The organism is Spirosoma aerolatum (genome assembly GCF_002056795.1).
Taxonomy (GTDB): Bacteria; Bacteroidota; Bacteroidia; order Cytophagales; family Spirosomataceae; genus Spirosoma; species Spirosoma aerolatum.
Genome location: NZ_CP020104.1, coordinates 5334723 through 5352468 on the forward strand (window position 1 = coordinate 5334723; position 17746 = coordinate 5352468).

Consider the following 17746-nt stretch of genomic DNA (forward strand, 5'->3'; position numbering starts at 1 on the left):
CCAACGGAGGCATCGACCCTAAAATAGCCTGTAGAATGCCTCCGTTAGGATTACGTTTGTGGGTTAATAGAAAAACTGCTCCTGCACGATTTTTCCATCCTTTACAGTATACACGGCGATTTCATCCATCTTCATCCGGTTACCATCTTTGAAGCTTAGGTCGAGGCCAATTGTCATCGCGATTTGATTACCCGCAACCAACGGTCCGCCAACGCTCCCACCGTGAACTTCCTGAATCATAGCCTGAAACTGATTCCCTTTTGCTACGATAGCCTCCAATCCCGCTACCGATTGCATACCCTGTGCACTGGCGGGCTCAATACTTTGGGCATCCTGAGCATACAATTCGCGCTGGGCTTGCTCATACTTACCCTCGCTGCAGAGTGCCACCAAACGGTCGGCAATTTCCTGTGTTGTCATATAGTTTGAATGGATTTATGAACGAATAGCAACGGAGTTCCCATTGAATCGTCAGGTAAGACGGTTTCGATAGGAAATGACATCTATACCTAGTTACTTATTACTGCGCTATTCGCCCAATGCTTCGATAATGGCACGGGCCGTTTCGGCACCACTAAAGTTCTGCTGCCCCGTAATCAGATTTCCATCGCGAATGGCAAAGCCACGCCATAGACCCGCCTGCACATAGTTAGCTCCCAGTTTCTTTAGCTCGTCTTCAATACGCCAGGGCATTACATGCGTATCGCGTGCTAGCAGTCCATAATCCCATACGGCATTGTCCGCAAAATCTTCTTCGACATTGGCAAAGCCCGTTACGGTTTTGCCTTTGGCCAGGTACTCGCCATTGCTCAGTTTAGCATAGCGTAAAATGGCCGTTCCATGACAGAGCGCCGAGGTTACTTTACCACTTTCGTAAAACTCAACAAACTTTTGGTGCAGCTCAATTGCGTTTTCGAACGTGAACATAGGGGCTTGTCCGCCCGCTACAACCAACGCATCGAAATCAGCTATGTTTAGCTCAGAAATTGGCTTTGTCGCATCGACCAGGGCTCGCAACTTGTCGGTATGAATGAAACCCTGCGAGATGAGGTCTGTCGATGAATACCCACTCGCGTCGTTGGGATCGCTCATAGCATCGGGCTCACATTTACCACCGCTTGGACTGAAAATTTCCACTTCATAGCCCTTCTCGGCGAATTCATAGTAGGGATGGGTAAGCTCACTCCACCAAAAACCAACCGGCCAGCCTGTGGTGGTTGAAACGGCCGGATTGGAAATCACAATTGCAATGCGTTTAGGGCGCTTTATATTAACCAGATTTGGGTCTTTGAGGCTCATGATCTATCAGTTGTTTAGTCAGATTTTTGTTGATTGACCTGAACAAAAGTAGAATACCTACGTACCTTTGTAAATATATATACATATAAGTGTGATACTCTCCTTTTAGAGAGTATCTGATTAACAACGAATTACTCGTATGCCTGATTTCTTGCACAACGGAAAGCTCTACTATAATCCCGTAGAGTTTGCCATGGCCCATATCGGTGGCACCTGGAAAATGCCTATTCTTTGGCGGCTCAATAAGCAGGTTATGCGTTATAGTGAACTAAAAAAATACCTGCCTCATATCAGTCATAAAATGCTGACGACCCAGTTGCGCGAACTGGAAGAACACGGGTTTGTAACGCGTACAGTTTACCCGGTCGTTCCTCCTCATGTTGAGTATGCAATTACTGAAAAAGGCCGTCGGGTCATTCCTGTCATCGAAACAATCCGACAGTTTGGCCGGGAACTGATGAATGAATATGGAGTTGAAGAGCGTAAACCGCAACAATAAATCGTTAGTCCCCTCAACGAAACATTCGTATTAATCCCCGGTAATCGTAACGGCTTTGTGCAGGTACATTTCGCTTTCTAGCTGATCGAGCAAAAAAGCCGCTACGTCGGCCCGACTAATACTGGGCAGGGCGAAGGTTGAAAAAGGCAGGTGTTCCCCCAGTCGATAGTGTCCAGTTAGGGGTCCATCTGTCAGCCGGGTTGGCCGGGCAATGATCCAGTCGAGATCACTTTCCCGGATAGCTTTTTCCTGTTTCTCTTTTTCGTCGATAGATCCCTTCAGGAGCGTTTTAATAATCAATTTACTGGGCAAAGGCGCTTCCTCATAGCTGGTACCAACCCCTAACGACGACACTACCAATAACCTATGAACGCCACAGCGTTTCATAACGTCCATCAGATTAACGGTACCCTGTGCTACGGTCTCATCTTTCTGACCGGGTCGGCTCCCCAACGCACATAAAACAACATCCTGACGCCGGACGGCTGGCAACAGAGTTTCCAGGTTCAATACATCACCCGTAAAAACGGTAAGATTGGGATGTTGAATACCTAATTTAGATGGATCGCGGACAAAGGCTGTAACATAATGTCCGCGCTGAAGGGCCTGCTCCACTGCCTGTTTTCCAGTTCCTCCTGTGGCCCCTACGACTAGTACTTGCATAAAAAATGGCTGATTCTGGTAAGTATAACGCAAAATCAGTCATTCAGTTTATACGATAATTCGCATACTTTTACGATTCCAGCAAATCAGGCCGACGGGTTCGGGTGCGTTCCAGTGCCTGCTCGTAGCGCCATTCATCAATTTTCGCTTCGTGGCCCGATAGCAAAATATCGGGTACTCGATGGCCTTCAAACTCAGCTGGGCGGGTATAAACCGGCGGGGCCAGTAAATTGTCCTGAAACGAATCGGTCAGGGCTGATGTTTCGTCGTTCAACACACCTGGCAACAGCCGAATGATCGCATCGGACAGTACACAGGCTGCCAACTCGCCACCCGACAGCACATAATCGCCGATACTGATTTCACGAGTCACGAATAATTCCCTGGCTCGCTCATCAATCCCTTTATAATGACCACAGAGAATGATTAGATTCTTTCTTAACGAGAGCGTATTCGCTGTTTTCTGGCTCAGTCGCTCCCCATCGGGTGTCATATAGATGACTTCATCGTAGGTTCGCTCAGCCTGTAGTGCTCGTATGCAACGGGCAATGGGTTCAATCTGCATCACCATACCCGCACCGCCCCCAAAGGCATAGTCGTCTACCCGGCGATGTTTATCCAGGGTATAATCGCGCAAGTCATGCACCACCACTTCTACATAACCGCCTGCCTGCGCCCGTTGTAGAATCGAGTGAGCGAAGAAACTTTCCAGAAGTTTGGGCAGGCAGGTGATAATATCAATCCTCATCCGTATCGTCCGTGTCGCCTTCGATTTCTGGCGTATCCTTCCCGCTTTCGTTCATGTAAATATCCAGCAACCCATCAGGCAATACAACGTTGAGCTTTTTGCTGGCGCGATCTACCGAACGAACAATATCACTATTGATCGGAATTAGTACTTCCTTTCCCTGATAGTCCATCGTAATCAAATCCTGCGCATTCATGGCATATACGCCCTGCACAATACCCAATTCACCCGCTTCGGCATCCACTACCTGATACCCCACAATTTCATGGAAATAGAATCGGGTTTCATCAGTTATCGGTTCCAGTTCACTCAAGGGTAAGTAGGCACCACAGTTGATCAGGCGCTCCGCCTGCTCGATGGTATCGACATCCTCGAAGGCAATAATAGCCCGGCTCCCCTTCACGATCGCAATCGATTCGATAAAATAGGGAATCAGCTCTCCCTTTACATCGAGCAGTACCGACTCCAGATCGGCATACTCATCGGGCTGGTCAACATCCAGAAAAAGAACCAACTCACCATTCACGCCATGCGTTTTGGTAATATGGCCGACCTGGTAACAATCGTCTTTGGTCATAGGTAATGCGGCTGAGTAGCCACTGTTTTGCCTAAAAGCACGGATTTTCAGCCGTGTTACTTATAAAAAGAGCCTATTCGAGTACGAACAGGCTCTTTATTAACAGGATTTCTGGAAAAACTATTCCGCAGCAGGGGTTTCTTCAGCGGCTGGCGCTTCCGTAGCGGGCGCTTCTTCAGCAGCCACTTCGGCTACAGGCTCTTCTACTTTGTTTTTCTTAGCAATTGCTTCAGCACGCGCTTCATTTACCTTTTTCTCAGCTTCCAGACGAGCGGCACGAGCCTCTTCTTTAGTCTGCGCTTTGGTGTCAGCAGCACCGGCTTTACGGTTTTCTTTATCGCCTTGCCAGGTTGCGAATTTCTCGTCGGCCTGTTCCTGCGAAATAGCACCTTTGTTAACACCTACCTGCAGGTGCTTACGATACATTATACCTTCGTGCGACAATACCGAACGAGCGGTATCGGTTGGTTGTGCACCGACCAGAAGCCAGTGAAGAGCCCGCTCCGATTTCAATACAACCGTCGACGGATCGGTATTGGGGTTGTATGAACCGATTTTTTCAATGAACCGGCCATCGCGTGGAGAAGTCGACTCTGCAACGACGATGTCGTACATTGCTCTTTTTTTGCGTCCACGACGCGCTAAACGAATTTTAACAGCCATTTGTGCTTGTTTGGTTTTGATGGAGGGCGCACCTCCTCGTAAAACGTGGCCGCAAAGGTACGAAAAAATAGATTAATCCCTTCTTACTGCCGTTGAATTATCACGTATTATTCATTAATATTTTGATTTTGTTGTGATGGCTCTTTTAAACGAGCTGGCTACTTTTGCCCTCAGTACGTGTATAGTCCACAAGGGACTACGACCGATCCGGTGGTTCACGCTTATAATCCTCAAACACACTAGCGTATGATAATCAAACTTGCCGAAGGTGACTTAAAAACAAAGTTTGGCGAATTCCATGAAACGCTTTTCTACAACGGCCAAAAAGAATCAATTGCTTTAACTATGGGTGACGTAGCGGGGGCTGATGATGTCCTATGCCGGGTACACTCGTCCTGCCTGTTTGGTCACGCTTTCAACAGCATTGAATGCGATTGTCGGGAGCAGATGGAAATCTCACAGCAGTTGATTCAGCAGACCGGGCGCGGTATAATTATCTGGCTGGACCAGGAAGGGAAAGGCAATGGTCATTTCGCCCTATTGAAAAGTGTAGAACACAAACGCTTGGGACTCCCTCAGGCCGATGCCTATGAAGCTGTTGGCTTTAAAAAAGATGCCCGCGACTACACGCCAGCCGCCGAAATCCTGAAAGCACTTGGCGTACGGTCGATTTGTATGCTAACCGACAATCCGAAGAAAGTGGATACACTTACTCAGCATGGCATTCAGGTAAACGGCACAAAAGCCGTAGCACTTCTATAGGTCTGACGCCCCTTCTAAAAAAATCCCCATTCAACCCAGGCCTATAAGCCGGGTTCTGTCCTTCCGAATTGGAATGGCTTATCATTTATCTGGGATGCCAGTCACCCGACACCTCGTTCGACCTACCCGCATCGGTTTGGCCTTTCGGCTTCTGGCGACGAGCAGCCGCACATCCGATGCTTATTTGGTCTTTCAGCCCCTAAGGGTTACCGTGCCCCGTTGGTCACCCAATGGGCGGTAGGCTCTTACCCCACCGGTTCGCCCTTACCCAGGTTAATAATTGAATGATTGAGTTTTGAATGATTGAATAAAAACAACTGGCGCAAGCCTATTCAATCATTCAAAACCCAATCATTCAATTATTAACCTGGGCGGTATGTTTTCTGTTGCCCTGTCTGTCGAATGGCCGTTCCCAGCCATCCGCCTTCCCGTTAAGAAGTAGGGTGCTCTATGCTGCCCGGACTTTCCTCATCTGCTCTTGCAGACGCGATAAGCCAGCCTGGGTTGTATGGGGCTACAAAGCTACGTTTTTTTAGCCATTGTTTTCGCCCCCCCTATTCTATCGTATAGGCCCGACCAATAAAAAACTCCCGGTTTCTGTAGCGAACTACATGCAACCGGGAGTCGACTTATCAATTCAGGTTTTATTACTTCGGATTCTTTGTAGCAGCACTACCACTGGCGGGTGGGTTATAGGCGATTTCATTATCCGGCACATCCCAATAATCTAGATAGCCATACGTAATGGTTGCTTTTGTGCTTACAACGCCCGTCCGGCTCAGGGCAACCGCATTTTTACGCCCCGATTCCAGTAATCCCCAGCGACGTGCATCGTAGAACGACAGGGCACGGAACAAAAGGCCCACTCGACGCTCACGACGAAGTTCTTCTTTCGCAGCATCCAGCGTCAAACCCGTACCGGCCACAGCCGCCAATCCAGCGCCCTGCGCTTTCCGCACTTCGTCGATCAACGCCAGGCCATCTTCGATTTTACCTGTATAGATCAACGCTTCGGCTTTCATCAACTGGTTCTCTTCATACGAACTGGCCATGTATAATTCATAACCACCCGCATTGGTATTCGAATACGTAATAACTGATGCACTACCCTCCGAACCTGCGGCTCCCCGGTTGATCAGGTTCCAGCGGGTAAAGAATGCATTGCCCCGTGAGGTTTCACCAATGTATGCCGAACTCCGTTGCTGGAAGTTATTCGACAAGCGGAGGTCGCCCGTTTTGAAATCCTGAATCAGGCGTTCCGAAATTTTGTAGGTGTTGTTGGCACCCGTTGTTTTTCCAGAAACAGTTCCGGTAGTTGGCGACAGAAAATCACTGGTTGCGTTCGAACGACCCGTGAAGACCAGATCGGTAGCCTGTACCCCACTGTTGGTTAAGGTCAGGATGTCGGCCCACTGGGCTGCGGTCATATCCGCCACACGCGTGTTCACCAAAATATTCCGGGCTTTCATGGTGTTGATATTCCGTACCCACATGGCTGGGGTCAACACACCGCCTTTACCCACCCGGTTGAAGCTAGGAATCAGTCCCTGCATCGTAGCTGTGTAGTCGGCACTAGCCGTTAAGCCACCCAGAATTTTAGCAGCTGCATCGAAATTTTTATTGGCCTCAGCAATGATCGCTTCTTTGGTTACATAGTTACCATTCGTGCCGTTCAGCACTTCGCCATTTGCCTTATCGTTAATGATCCCGGCGTAATATATTGAACCAATACGCGAGTAGGCATAGCCTTTCCACCAGTAAGCCCAGGCTTTCAGTACACCTTTTTTGGTATCTGCCTCGCCCGTAAATGTGACACCGTCAATATTCGCCAGCAGGGTATTGGCGGCATTGTTCAGGTTATACATGTAGGCCCATTCGTAATAAGTGGAGTTCTGGAAGCCTGTCGAGTTGACGTTTGCCGTTATGCGAATGAAATCAATCTGCTTGCTCGGTGAGTTCGGATTGACCAGTACCGTACCGTCGTCGAGGGTAACCTGATTGGGGCAGCCGATCTGATTGATAAACACGTTGGCAATATCCGTTCCGATCACGTCGCCCATCAATTCATGGTTACCGATAGCGCCCGACCAGAAATAGCCCGGCACCCCATCGTAGTACTTCACATCTTTGAAACCAGTGATGTAAAAGCCTTCGCCGAACGAGACCAAACCTGATTCCGTTTTCAGAGCCGGTGAGGAAGGCTGGTTGGGGTTTTCGACCTGGAGTTGTTCTTTACAAGACGCCATGAACCCCGAAAAAACCAGCGTTAATGCATATATTTTTAACTTATTCATAGTTCAAGTTTTTGAGTGGGTTACTTAAAATCCAATGTTCAGCGTAGCCTGATACGACTTAAAGTTTGGCATCGTACTATGGTCCGTACCCCGGTCCCAGGCCGAATTCGACGTACCCGAGCTGATCTCAGGATCGAAGCCCGTGTACTTGGTCAAGGTCCAGAGGTTACGTCCGGCCAGAACAAGCTGGAGCTTTTTGGTTGCCGGGATTTTAAACAACTTGGCAAAATCAAGTCCGATCTGGATGTTTCGCAAACGCAGGAACGAAGCATCTTCGTAGAAATAATCTTTCGTGCCGTTGGCCGTACGTTGTGCATAAACCCCCCGGTAGAAGGCCGTCCAGGCACCCGTCTGCCCATCAATAGTGAATGGATTGGCGTACTCACTGTGGATACCATCCCGATACATCCATTCTTTGGTCTGGTTGTACAGATGGTTACCCGCTACCCAATCGAACTGGAAGCCGAATGTCAGGAAATTCTTGTAGCTAAAGTCGTTGATGAACGACATATTGAATTTCGGATTCGGATCGCCAAAGCTAAATTTGTCGGCTGTAAAGTACGGCTGCTTGGTAGCTTTGTTCACGACAATTCCATTGCTGGCAACCGTGTAGGCTTCCTGATCGGCCTGAGGAATAAAGAAGTTACCGTTCGGGTCTTTGGCATCGACGCTGTGAATCAGCTTATAGCCATACAACTGACCGATTTTTTCACCTGCCTTCAGCACATAGTTGGTGCTACCGGCGTTCGATGTCACAACAACCGGCGCATCGCCCCGAACCGAAATAATTTTCGAACTTTGCTTACCGAAGTTTATGGTCGTATTCCATTTCAGGGCAGAGCCGTTATATACCGTTGAATTTAACGAGAACTGGATACCGTTCGAGCCCAACGTAAAGGCGTTATCGATCAGCGTCCCCAGGCCGACGGAAGGCGCTACGTCGACGGAGTAGATCGCGTCTTTAGTCTGCCGATCCCAGTAGGTAGCCGCCAGCGCAATACCATTCAGCCAGCTTGATCCTTTAAATAGGCTGAATACCATGTCGGTTCCGACTTCTATTTCCTGCGACACCTCTACGCCCAGCGCCGGGTTACTTTGCCCGTATGCATAATAAAAAGCCGTAGTATTGCCGACCGTGGTTGGTGTAATGGTCACGTAGCGGTCAAAGGGCTTGGGCTGAATACCGGCCTGACCGTAAGCCGCCCGTAGTTTCAACTCAGGCAGGAAACCATTGACCGTGCTGTTCTGCCAGAAAGGTAGGGCTGACAGCCGCACGAACGCATCGCCACGCGGGAATGTAAAGGGCTTGGAACCCTGCCCGAAGGCCGACGAGTAATCGCTTCGGAAACCGCCCGAAATACCCGCGAAATCACCGTACTCAAACCGCTGGTTGATCAGATACCCATAGGTAATGAACGGCTCCTGATAATCGCGGTAAACTCGCCAGGATGTGGTGTTCGCTGCGTTATACGGCGCATAGGCAGCCGGCAAACCAATAGCAGCACTGGTGTATTCTTTCACGGTGCTGTTCCGATAATCGAACAAAGCCTGCGTAACCGACTTAAGCGGGATAGAGGAACCAAAATCTTCTTTCAGGTCAAACACAGCAGTTGCTGTAGCCAGGAAGTTCTGGAACATCTTGCTGTTCGTATATTTCGTCAGATCGCCCGTGTTGGCCGTATTGTAGTTCGAAATAAAGTTTTGCGACCCCTGCGTTACCCAGTATTTGACGTTTGCATTATTCGACTGGTTCGCAAATTCCAGGTCGCGGTTTTGCGTCTGGAAATTGAGGCCATACTTGGCGTCCAACTCCACGAATTTGGGAAACTTGAAGTTCAGGTTAATATTCTGGATGATGTCAACCTTGTTGTCATTGTTCCGGGTATAGGCCTGCCGATACGATGGGTTCGACGCATTGATACCAATGGTCTGGTTCATGTTGAAGGGAATAGAACCGTCCGTGGTCGTCAGCGAGAAATCAGCCAGCGGATACGCGTTCAGCATACCGTACAGAATCGTCCGGTCGCTGGTTTTCAACGTGTTTTTGGTGTACGCCAATTGCGTGATCGAACGCAGGGTCAAGCCTTTGGCTAACTGAGTGCCAATGTTAGCCGTCATATTACTCCGATCGAAATAGCCGTTGTTGATGATGTTACTTTCCTGATGGCTGTTCGACACCGACAAACTAAAATCGGCTTTCTGACTACCACCCGAAATCGCAATGCTGTTGTTAACCGTATTGGCAGGCTTAAAGAAATACGCAAAGTGATCGTGGTATTGCAGATTCGCGTTGTACGGCTTGCTGTTGGTTGCCGTAGGGTCTGTCGAGTTATACTGCACGTTTTCGCTATAGATCCCGTTCGTGGCATCATAGGTGATGGGCTTGCCCGACGATCCGATGATGTTGTTGCTGGCATCGGTAGCAAACGCATGGTACATGGCCTTACTTACCCCCCCAACGTTCAGATATGTATTCTGGGCGATACTCGATGAAATGTCGATGTTCAACTGGCCATTTTTCCCTTTTTTAGTGAACAACTGAATAACACCATTAGCCCCCTGAGCGCCATAAATAGTAGCCGCAGCCGCGCCCTGTACGACCTCAACGCGTTCGATCGAGTTCAGATCAATGGTTTGCAGGCTGGTAGCGCCCATTTGGATTCCATCGATCAGAATCATCGGTGAGGTGCCCCGGTTGATGGTATTGATACCCCTCAGCAGAATATTTACATCAGCACCGGGCGTACCACTTCGGCTGGTAATCTGAGCACCCGCGATTTTACCAATCAATGCCTGGTCGATCGAGGCCGATGGCGCCTGTGGTAAATCTTTCGCCGATACCGACTCTACGGATATAGCCAGTTTACGTTTATCGGTGGCAACCCCGGTTCCTGTTACAACGATTTCAGAAAGTTGTTTGGTGTCGCTGGACAATTTCACGTTTACGACCGTTGAGGCTCCTAATTCTACCTCTTTGGTCATCATGCCGATGAAGGAGAAGGTTAATGTTCCTTTTGCGGGAACAGATAGCGAATACCCACCATCACTATCGGTAACTGTTCCAACGGTCGTTCCTTTCAAAACCACCGACACGCCTGGCAAAGAAGTGCCGTCATCGGCCTGAGTAACTTTACCCGTAATTTTACGATCCTGCGCCCAGGTAACGACGCAAATTGAGCAAACGAAAAGTAAGCTCAGCAGTAACTTTTTTCCCATAAACAAGTACGATTAGTGTCAGTTAAGCAAGAAGCACTTCTACAAAAGTATATTCCGCATTTTTCAGTTCAAAATTTCGTATTAAAAAAATTATACAAACTTTTATAGATGACTACAATAAGATAATCAAAATATAATTCTGTAATTTTTCCAATACTAAATATAAAAATTAGATTAAATGTAAATATTGTTAAATTTTTTATGATATAAATCATATAAATTGAAGAATTGTCTTAACCTAGATTTACGACCAGTAGATAAGTTATTATTGGAAAAATTATATACTTGTCTAGTTATGTCAGCGATAATCCTACAAGGGTCTTTGAGTATTATTACTTATTAAATCTTAATTTTATATATTAAACCAAATAATAAATTGAATTTTAATCATAATTTAACTTTTAATTACACCAACTAGACTATTTACAAAACATAAAATTATAAACCAATAAATCACTAGTATTACATATCAAAATATAAGATACTTACGAAGGAATTTTTCAGCTTTCATTGCTTAAGTATATATAGATAATCTAATTTCCTAATACGGTCAATTTCTGACAAAAAGAAAGGCCTTCCCTTGTCAACAGTCAGGGAAGGCCTTATTAATCTATTCTTGCAAGACAGGAACTAATATATCAAAAACTACTGCAAACCATCCACTTTAATATCGATACGCCCCCTGGCATTAACGACCGCCAGCATAGCCGTTGGAGTCAGGTATACCTGATCGGGTTTGATCTCATCAATATGCCCGTTCATTACGACACCTTTTGCTAACTGATTATTAGTCAATTGCTGCTGCAACAACTTCTGCATGTCGGCCAATTGCGAGCCGACCGGAATAGTCAACTGTTTTTCGAGCGTTCGGGCAAATGTTCCTTTTAATAACCAACTCGCCGACTGAGCCAGTATATTTTTGGTATCGAGGTCATACTGGAGATCTTTCAGAGAAATCGTCTGATCTTTCGGGTCGTAATACGGCTTTCCCCGAAGGTATATATCACCGTTCAAGGTTCCCTTAATTCCTGCTTTGATGATGAGGTGTTCATTTTGCCCATACAAATCCATGCCAGTGATGGTAATATGGTAGCGGTCATTGCTGAACGAAAACGACTTTCCGACAAATTCGTCGGCGGCAATCCGGGCCACCTCGGGGTAGCTGGCTTCACTAAGTAAACCAATTTGAAAGTCGTCCTTCACCTGCGATACCACCGTCAGGTTCGGCAATGACACGACCGGACGTACATCGGGTTTTGCGCCCGTAGTGGTCAGGGTATATCCCTCAATGCCAATGGTTGCCCGGATGAGCCGCCCTTCGAACCGTAGCGGGGTAATGAGCACGCGCTTGGGTACCACCTGCAAATAGGTCCGATACTTTTCGGAAAGCAGGTACGGTTCGCGAAGGGTATTCCAGGCTTTCAGAACGGGAGCCCGAAGATCAATATTTCGGCGAATCTGCTGATCGAGCGTTTTGGAGATAGTTCCCAGGTTTTTATCGATAAGCCGGGCAACCATGTTGGTAATGGGAATATTTACCCCTATTACGCTCACCGTTGGCTTACGAACCCAGCCGTAGCCATCGGCCTGGGTCTGGGTATGCACCGACCAGTCGGGATCGAGATCAAATTTAGATTTAAAGCGCAGGTCGATTTCGAATTCAGTTTCTTTATACTGCATGAATCCCAGAACAGAAACGCCTGCTTTAGCCCAGATTCGCAACGGGACCGTAAACTGAAACAGACTGTCCTGCGCCGACACCATAATGGTTCCCCGTTTCCAGACTTTGGTCATGAATTGGTCGTTATTATTATCATCCAGGCTATTGTCCTCATAAATCAATCCATTGACCTGAGCATTGATCTGCCGTTCTACATCGCTGAGGGCAATGGATACAGGAACATGAACCGTGGATAAAAATCGTTCATTACGGACTTCCATTTCGGTGGTGTTATAAGCTTCTTTGGGAGCTTTCGGATTGAGACGTTTTTGAGAAGTCTGGCAACTAAGGATACTGACCAATAGTCCGATAATGACTAGACGGGTCACATACTTACCATGCATAACGGGTAGCAGATTTAGGAGCTAAATTACATTAATTGGTTGCTTTTTATCGTTTATTCTCCGTTTATTGATAGCCAATCTATGCATTAGTCTATTTGTTCTTACCTAAAACCCAGTTCATCAGAGTCCCTCATTGATTATGACACAGATCAAAAAAATCAATTTACCGGAAACGGACATCCCCGAAAATTGGTACAACATTGTGGCCGACATGCCCCACAAGCCACTCCCACCGCTTCATCCGGGAACGCACGAACCCATAGGTCCCGACATGCTGGCTCCGCTGTTTCCAATGGAGCTGATCAAGCAGGAAGTGACGACCGACACCTGGGTACCCATTCCCGAAGAAGTCCGCGATGTTTATAAAATCTGGCGCCCCACCCCTTTGTTTCGCGCGTATGGCCTGGAAAAGCTACTGGACACCCCCGCTAAGATTTACTACAAATACGAAGGCGTTAGCCCAGCAGGTTCACATAAGCCCAACACGGCTGTACCACAGGCTTTTTATAACAAGCAGGCTGGGGTAAAACGGATCACAACCGAAACGGGGGCCGGGCAATGGGGCAGTGCGTTAAGCTTTGCGTGTCAGTTATTTGGTATCGACTGTGAGGTGTATATGGTACGGGCTAGCTACGACGGAAAGCCGTACCGAAAAATCATGATGAATACCTGGGGGGCTACCGTGTATCCGTCACCATCGGAGCGCACAGCCGCCGGGCGGCAGATTCTGTCGCAGGACCCCAATTCGCCGGGTAGCCTGGGGATCGCCATTTCGGAAGCGGTGGAACTCGCCATGCAGGACGAACAGACCAAGTATGCGCTCGGCTCGGTGCTGAACCACGTTTTGATGCATCAAACGGTCATTGGTCTGGAAGCCATCAAACAACTTGAAATGGCAGGCGATTTCCCGGATATTGTGGTGGCACCGTTTGGCGGTGGATCAAACTTTGCTGGCATTTCGTTCCCATTTCTCCGATACAACCTGACCGAAGGCAAACAGATTCGCTGCATTGCGGCCGAACCTGCTTCCTGCCCCAAACTGACGCGGGGTGTGTTCCGGTACGATCTGGGCGATACCATCGGTATGACGCCACTGATTCCCATGTACACGCTGGGGCATAACTTTATTCCGGCTCCCATTCATGCCGGTGGTTTACGGTATCATGGCGCCGGAGCCATTGTCAGCCAGTTATTAAAAGACGGGTTGATCGAAGCACAAGCATACAAGCAACTGGAATGCTTCGAAGCGGGGGTTCAGTTTGCCCGAGCCGAAGGCATCATTCCGGCTCCTGAAGCGACTCATGCCATTGCAACGGTGATGCAGGAAGCCCGAAAAGCGAAAGAAGAAGGAAAAAGCAAAACCATCCTGTTCAACCTATGCGGTCACGGCCATTTCGATATGAGCGCCTACGAACAATACCTGACCGGAAAGCTGGTCGAACATGAGGTTACGTCCGAAGAAATTCAGGCATCGCTGGCCGAACTGGATACACCGATTATTAATTAGCCCTACAGGAATGGATAATGAACAATGAATAATGATCGACGGCAGCCTCATTATTCATTGTTCATTATCCATTATTCATTTAATCGTCACCTTTGTGGCCCCATAGCCAAACTTCTGCTTTTGAGCGTCTTCAAAAAATCGGACGTTCGGATGCTTGCCCAATCGCTTATGCAGTTCGGTTCGCAATGCACCACTACCTACACCGTGAATAAACGTAATCTCGCTCATGCCACTGGCAATAGCGTTTTCGAGGGCTTTATCGAAGGTTTCCAGTTGCAGCTTCAATAAATCGGCGGGGGTACGATTGCCTGTTCCTTTGGGGAGAAGCGCTTCGGCATGTAAGTCCACGACGGATGTAGGCCGTTCGATCGAGACGTTGGTTTGTTCCGCTTTGGGCTTCAGCATCTCTGCTTTCAGTTCGTCGGGGCGAATCGTTTTGGGCTGTGGAGGCCGGTTACTGGTTGCGCTTACAGGCTGTGCTGGTTCGGCTGTATCGGCATCCAGTTGGGTCAGAAAACCGGGTTGATTCAGAATAGGCGCCTTTACTTTCTCTTTAAAAAGCGTAGCCGCCCTTGCCTTGAACCGTTTCATCAACGGTTGACGCAGCGATGATTTACCGGCCCGAAACCAGAGCCCCTGCACCACAAAGGTTGGCCAGGCTTCAAATTGGGCGTGGGCATATAAATCGTTCATTTTCTGCTGCGATTTAGGTTTCAGAACCCCGCTCTGCAAGCCTCGAAACTGAACTCCTCCCCCCGCAGCCGCCGACTCTTCACCGATCAGATACGGAAATTCCCAGTCGGTATTGTTGATCAGATGCAGTGTATACTCACGATCGTTGATGGGAACGAATGCCAGATAAATCCCCTGATTGGCCAGAATAGTGGGCGCAGCAGGGGTTATAGTTTTCTGTGGATCGTACGGATTCGCTTTCAGAAGACGTTCGGCCTCCAGGGGCGAAACCAGTACCAGTTCCGAACGCATAACCGGAATCCGAAAGCCATCTTCAATCTCAATTTCAATCATATCGCCGGGTAAAAACCGCGACACAACGCCCTGTTCTTTTGCCCGGAGCAACCGGACTTTATCGCCTATATTCATGATTATCGCTCGTTGTTAGTCGTCATACGCCTTCAGTAGCCCAAAAGCCTATGACCTTGTGATGTCAAAAGTATAACGCAGATAAACAGAAATTGCTCCTGAGATTGTTTATTTCGGCGAACATAGCCTGAAACTAGGCGGGTAGGATGCCGGCGTTACTATCTGCTTTTAACTGAACGCCTGTCAGTTGCAACCGAAACGCCGACCAAATCAGGTCCATGATTTTATCGACGGCCAAAACAGGCGCTAAACCCTGTTCACGGATGTTGGAGATACAGTTTCGGCTTTCATCGGTCAGTCCCGGTCGAGGAGCATAGGTTATGTAAGCGCCCATACTGTCGAACGAACTTAGCCCTGGCCGTTCACCAATCAGAATAATCGCCAAACGGGCGTTTAGCAAGCTCCCGATGGCATCCATTATAGCCACCCGTCCCTGTTCGACCAGCACGATCGGAGCCAGCGAAAAGCCAGCCTGTTTCGCTTTGTCGACCAGACCACTTACAACCTGAGCTGCGTTTTGCCTGATAGCCGATGCCGAAAGGCCATCCGCTACAATAATACTGATATCAGCCGCTGGACTATCGAGCTGTTGAAGCTGTTCGGCCGAGCGTTCGTCCAGCAATCGGCCCAGGTCAGGACGTTGAAGATACATATCCCGGTGAATAGCCCGGCTGCGAACGCAGTAAACCGGCAATCCGCATAGCGCCAGTTGGTTTTGCAGGTCAGTCACATCCAGTGCTGAATACACCGCATCTTTAGCATGAGCATGGGCCAGTTTGAACTGTAGGGATTCACGAAGCGGAACCGAAACACCCGTTCTGCCCAATGCAATGCGCGCCTTGGTGTAGGCTTTCAACGATTCCCACTCATCGGATTCAACTCCTGCTTTTCTAATCTCACTCATGTTTGTTGCGCTCAGCCTACCAACGCTGCGTAAAGCTGTTTTTGTGCCTGACCCGACAGCCGGTTTCCCTGCTGATCCATAATACCCTGTCGCAATAGCCAGTCTTCAAATTCCGGCGCTGGCCGAAGCCCCAATACCCGACGCACATATAGTGCATCATGAAAGGAAGTGGACTGGTAGTTCAGCATTATATCGTCGGCACCGGGAATACCCATAATGAAATTGACACCCGCGACACCCAGCAGAGTCAGTAATGTATCCATATCGTCCTGATCGGCTTGAGCGTGATTGGTGTAACAAATATCCATGCCCATCGGCAAGCCCATCACTTTAGCGCAAAAATGGTCTTCCAGCCCCGCTCGAATGATCTGTTTCCCGTCAAAAAGGTATTCAGGACCAATAAAACCTACCACCGAATTGACCAGAAAGGGCTGATACGCCCGCGCAACGGCATAGGCCCGTACTTCGCAGGTTTGCTGATCAACCCCATGATGTGCATTGGACGACAATGCACTCCCCTGCCCCGTTTCGAAGTACATCAGGTTGCTGCCCAGCGTTCCTCGTTGTAGAGATAAGCCCGCTTCATAGGCTTCCTGAAGTAGTGCCAGATTGATACCAAAACTAGCGTTGGCCTTTTCAGTTCCGGCAATGGATTGAAACACGAGATCGACAGGCACTTGTTGTTCAATCAGTTGTAGGGTCGTCGTAACGTGGCTGAGTACGCAGCTTTGGGTCGGTATAGCAAATCGCTCACGCAGTTCTTCCAGCATGAAAAGCAGTCGGGACGTAGCAGCCGGACTATCGGTGGCCGGATTAATCCCGATCATGGCATCACCACTCCCGTACAACAGCCCATCGATTATACTGGCCGCTATACCTTTCGCATCGTCGGTAGGGTGGTTGGGTTGCAGCCGAACGGCCATATGCCCACGAAGCCCCTGCGTATTCCGAAACCGGGTGACCACCTCACACTTTTTGGCCACTAATATCAAGTCCTGATTCCGCATCAGTTTCGAGACAGCAGCCACCATTTCGGGGGTAAGTCCGGGGGCTAGTTGCTGTAAGGTAACCGTGTCAGCCTCATCACTTAGTAGCCAATCGCGCAGGTCGCCCACGGTCAGATGGCTAATTATAGTGAAGGCAGTTGTATCGTGCGTATCGACAATCAGCCGGGTAACTTCGTCGGTTTCATAAGGAATGACAGCCTCATTCAGAAAGGCCGTCAGCGGGACATCGGCCAGGGCAATCTGAGCTGCTACCCGTTCCTCGTAACTATCGGCTACCAGTCCCGCCAATGCATCACCCGAGCGCAATGGGCTTGCTTTTGCCAGCAGTTCGCGTAAGCTGTCAAATCGATACGTAAACCCTCGAATGGTACACGAATAGGCCATAAACAAAGCGTCATTGGTTGTCTTTTTGTGATCACTGATAGCCATTGGTCTTGATGTA

15 protein-coding genes and 1 other RNA gene are annotated in these 17746 nt (G+C 48.6%); 3 read left to right on the plus strand and 13 right to left on the minus strand.

The annotated features are described in order from the left end of the window. Nucleotides 1-63: 63 nt before the first annotated feature. Together B5M13_RS22105 and B5M13_RS22110 are read right to left on the minus strand one after the other, a co-directional pair. On the minus strand, nucleotides 64-420 hold the full coding sequence (locus B5M13_RS22105) for a nuclear transport factor 2 family protein (protein ID WP_080057733.1): 357 nt from the start codon (nucleotides 418-420) through the stop codon (nucleotides 64-66). A 108-nt stretch (nucleotides 421-528) separates the two neighbouring features. Next, nucleotides 529-1299 carry a type 1 glutamine amidotransferase domain-containing protein gene (locus B5M13_RS22110; RefSeq protein WP_080057734.1) on the minus strand — a complete coding sequence of 257 codons (771 nt, stop codon included), beginning with the start codon at nucleotides 1297-1299 and terminating at the stop codon, nucleotides 529-531. Nucleotides 1300-1438: 139 nt separating this feature from the next. On the opposite strand from B5M13_RS22110, the gene B5M13_RS22115 reads away from it, so the two are divergent. Next, on the plus strand, nucleotides 1439-1798 hold the full coding sequence (locus B5M13_RS22115; RefSeq protein WP_080057735.1) for a winged helix-turn-helix transcriptional regulator: 360 nt from the start codon (nucleotides 1439-1441) through the stop codon (nucleotides 1796-1798). A 30-nt stretch (nucleotides 1799-1828) separates the two neighbouring features. Here the strand turns inward: B5M13_RS22115 and B5M13_RS22120 are convergent, their stop codons facing one another. From B5M13_RS22120 to B5M13_RS22135, 4 genes are all read right to left on the minus strand, one after another. Continuing rightward, complete coding sequence (locus tag B5M13_RS22120) at nucleotides 1829-2461, minus strand: NAD(P)-dependent oxidoreductase (RefSeq protein ID WP_080057736.1); 633 nt, start codon at nucleotides 2459-2461, stop codon at nucleotides 1829-1831. Nucleotides 2462-2531: 70 nt separating this feature from the next. Next, the gene (trmD, locus tag B5M13_RS22125) at nucleotides 2532-3209 is read right to left on the minus strand and encodes a tRNA (guanosine(37)-N1)-methyltransferase TrmD (RefSeq protein ID WP_080057737.1); all 678 of its coding nucleotides are present in this window, start codon (nucleotides 3207-3209) and stop codon (nucleotides 2532-2534) included. Beyond that, a complete protein-coding gene (rimM, locus tag B5M13_RS22130) occupies nucleotides 3199-3786 on the minus strand; it encodes a ribosome maturation factor RimM (RefSeq protein ID WP_080057738.1) in 588 nt (195 codons plus the stop codon). Before rimM ends, trmD begins: the two co-directional genes overlap by 11 nt. 120 nt (nucleotides 3787-3906) lie before the next feature. Then, nucleotides 3907-4449 carry a 30S ribosomal protein S16 gene (locus B5M13_RS22135; RefSeq protein ID WP_080057739.1) on the minus strand — a complete coding sequence of 181 codons (543 nt, stop codon included), beginning with the start codon at nucleotides 4447-4449 and terminating at the stop codon, nucleotides 3907-3909. Nucleotides 4450-4695: 246 nt separating this feature from the next. Here B5M13_RS22135 and B5M13_RS22140 point away from each other — a divergent pair, with 246 nt between their 5' ends. Next, a complete protein-coding gene (locus tag B5M13_RS22140; RefSeq protein WP_080057740.1) occupies nucleotides 4696-5211 on the plus strand; it encodes a GTP cyclohydrolase II in 516 nt (171 codons plus the stop codon). Nucleotides 5212-5239: 28 nt separating this feature from the next. Here B5M13_RS22140 and rnpB read toward each other — a convergent pair. The 4 genes from rnpB to B5M13_RS22160 form a co-directional block, all read right to left on the minus strand. After that, nucleotides 5240-5717, minus strand: an RNA gene (rnpB, locus tag B5M13_RS22145) — RNase P RNA component class A. Between the two features lie 141 nt (nucleotides 5718-5858). Continuing rightward, nucleotides 5859-7505 carry a RagB/SusD family nutrient uptake outer membrane protein gene (locus tag B5M13_RS22150; protein WP_080057741.1) on the minus strand — a complete coding sequence of 549 codons (1647 nt, stop codon included), beginning with the start codon at nucleotides 7503-7505 and terminating at the stop codon, nucleotides 5859-5861. Nucleotides 7506-7529: 24 nt separating this feature from the next. Further along, on the minus strand, nucleotides 7530-10721 hold the full coding sequence (locus tag B5M13_RS22155) for a SusC/RagA family TonB-linked outer membrane protein (RefSeq protein WP_080057742.1): 3192 nt from the start codon (nucleotides 10719-10721) through the stop codon (nucleotides 7530-7532). A gap of 645 nt (nucleotides 10722-11366) precedes the next feature. Continuing rightward, nucleotides 11367-12785 carry a DUF4403 family protein gene (locus B5M13_RS22160; RefSeq protein ID WP_080057743.1) on the minus strand — a complete coding sequence of 473 codons (1419 nt, stop codon included), beginning with the start codon at nucleotides 12783-12785 and terminating at the stop codon, nucleotides 11367-11369. Between the two features lie 139 nt (nucleotides 12786-12924). On the opposite strand from B5M13_RS22160, the gene B5M13_RS22165 reads away from it, so the two are divergent. Beyond that, nucleotides 12925-14292 carry a TrpB-like pyridoxal phosphate-dependent enzyme gene (locus tag B5M13_RS22165; protein WP_080057744.1) on the plus strand — a complete coding sequence of 456 codons (1368 nt, stop codon included), beginning with the start codon at nucleotides 12925-12927 and terminating at the stop codon, nucleotides 14290-14292. A gap of 75 nt (nucleotides 14293-14367) precedes the next feature. On the opposite strand, the gene B5M13_RS22170 is transcribed toward B5M13_RS22165, so the two are convergent. The 3 genes from B5M13_RS22170 to B5M13_RS22180 form a co-directional block, all read right to left on the minus strand. Beyond that, nucleotides 14368-15393 (minus strand): Smr/MutS family protein, encoded by a 1026-nt coding sequence (locus B5M13_RS22170; RefSeq protein WP_080057745.1) that lies wholly within the window; start codon nucleotides 15391-15393, stop codon nucleotides 14368-14370. A 133-nt stretch (nucleotides 15394-15526) separates the two neighbouring features. Beyond that, nucleotides 15527-16297 (minus strand): ethanolamine ammonia-lyase subunit EutC, encoded by a 771-nt coding sequence (gene eutC / locus B5M13_RS22175; protein WP_080057746.1) that lies wholly within the window; start codon nucleotides 16295-16297, stop codon nucleotides 15527-15529. An 11-nt stretch (nucleotides 16298-16308) separates the two neighbouring features. Beyond that, the gene (locus B5M13_RS22180; RefSeq protein ID WP_080060038.1) at nucleotides 16309-17688 is read right to left on the minus strand and encodes an ethanolamine ammonia-lyase subunit EutB; all 1380 of its coding nucleotides are present in this window, start codon (nucleotides 17686-17688) and stop codon (nucleotides 16309-16311) included. Nucleotides 17689-17746 lie beyond the last annotated feature (58 nt).

Excerpts from the sequence above, each read along its gene's own strand:
- trmD (WP_080057737.1), bottom strand. The coding sequence starts at position 3,209 with ATGAGGATTGATATTATCACCTGCCTGCCCAAACTTCTGGAAAGTTTC.
- B5M13_RS22105 (WP_080057733.1), bottom strand. The coding sequence starts at position 420 with ATGACAACACAGGAAATTGCCGACCGTTTGGTGGCACTCTGCAGCGAG.
- B5M13_RS22160 (WP_080057743.1), bottom strand. The coding sequence starts at position 12,785 with ATGCATGGTAAGTATGTGACCCGTCTAGTCATTATCGGACTATTGGTC.
- B5M13_RS22165 (WP_080057744.1), top strand. The coding sequence starts at position 12,925 with ATGACACAGATCAAAAAAATCAATTTACCGGAAACGGACATCCCCGAA.
- B5M13_RS22155 (WP_080057742.1), bottom strand. The coding sequence starts at position 10,721 with ATGGGAAAAAAGTTACTGCTGAGCTTACTTTTCGTTTGCTCAATTTGC.
- B5M13_RS22120 (WP_080057736.1), bottom strand. The coding sequence starts at position 2,461 with ATGCAAGTACTAGTCGTAGGGGCCACAGGAGGAACTGGAAAACAGGCA.
- B5M13_RS22140 (WP_080057740.1), top strand. The coding sequence starts at position 4,696 with ATGATAATCAAACTTGCCGAAGGTGACTTAAAAACAAAGTTTGGCGAA.
- B5M13_RS22115 (WP_080057735.1), top strand. The coding sequence starts at position 1,439 with ATGCCTGATTTCTTGCACAACGGAAAGCTCTACTATAATCCCGTAGAG.
- B5M13_RS22150 (WP_080057741.1), bottom strand. The coding sequence starts at position 7,505 with ATGAATAAGTTAAAAATATATGCATTAACGCTGGTTTTTTCGGGGTTC.
- B5M13_RS22180 (WP_080060038.1), bottom strand. The coding sequence starts at position 17,688 with ATGGCCTATTCGTGTACCATTCGAGGGTTTACGTATCGATTTGACAGC.
- rimM (WP_080057738.1), bottom strand. The coding sequence starts at position 3,786 with ATGACCAAAGACGATTGTTACCAGGTCGGCCATATTACCAAAACGCAT.
- B5M13_RS22170 (WP_080057745.1), bottom strand. The coding sequence starts at position 15,393 with ATGAATATAGGCGATAAAGTCCGGTTGCTCCGGGCAAAAGAACAGGGC.
- eutC (WP_080057746.1), bottom strand. The coding sequence starts at position 16,297 with ATGAGTGAGATTAGAAAAGCAGGAGTTGAATCCGATGAGTGGGAATCG.
- B5M13_RS22135 (WP_080057739.1), bottom strand. The coding sequence starts at position 4,449 with ATGGCTGTTAAAATTCGTTTAGCGCGTCGTGGACGCAAAAAAAGAGCA.
- B5M13_RS22110 (WP_080057734.1), bottom strand. The coding sequence starts at position 1,299 with ATGAGCCTCAAAGACCCAAATCTGGTTAATATAAAGCGCCCTAAACGC.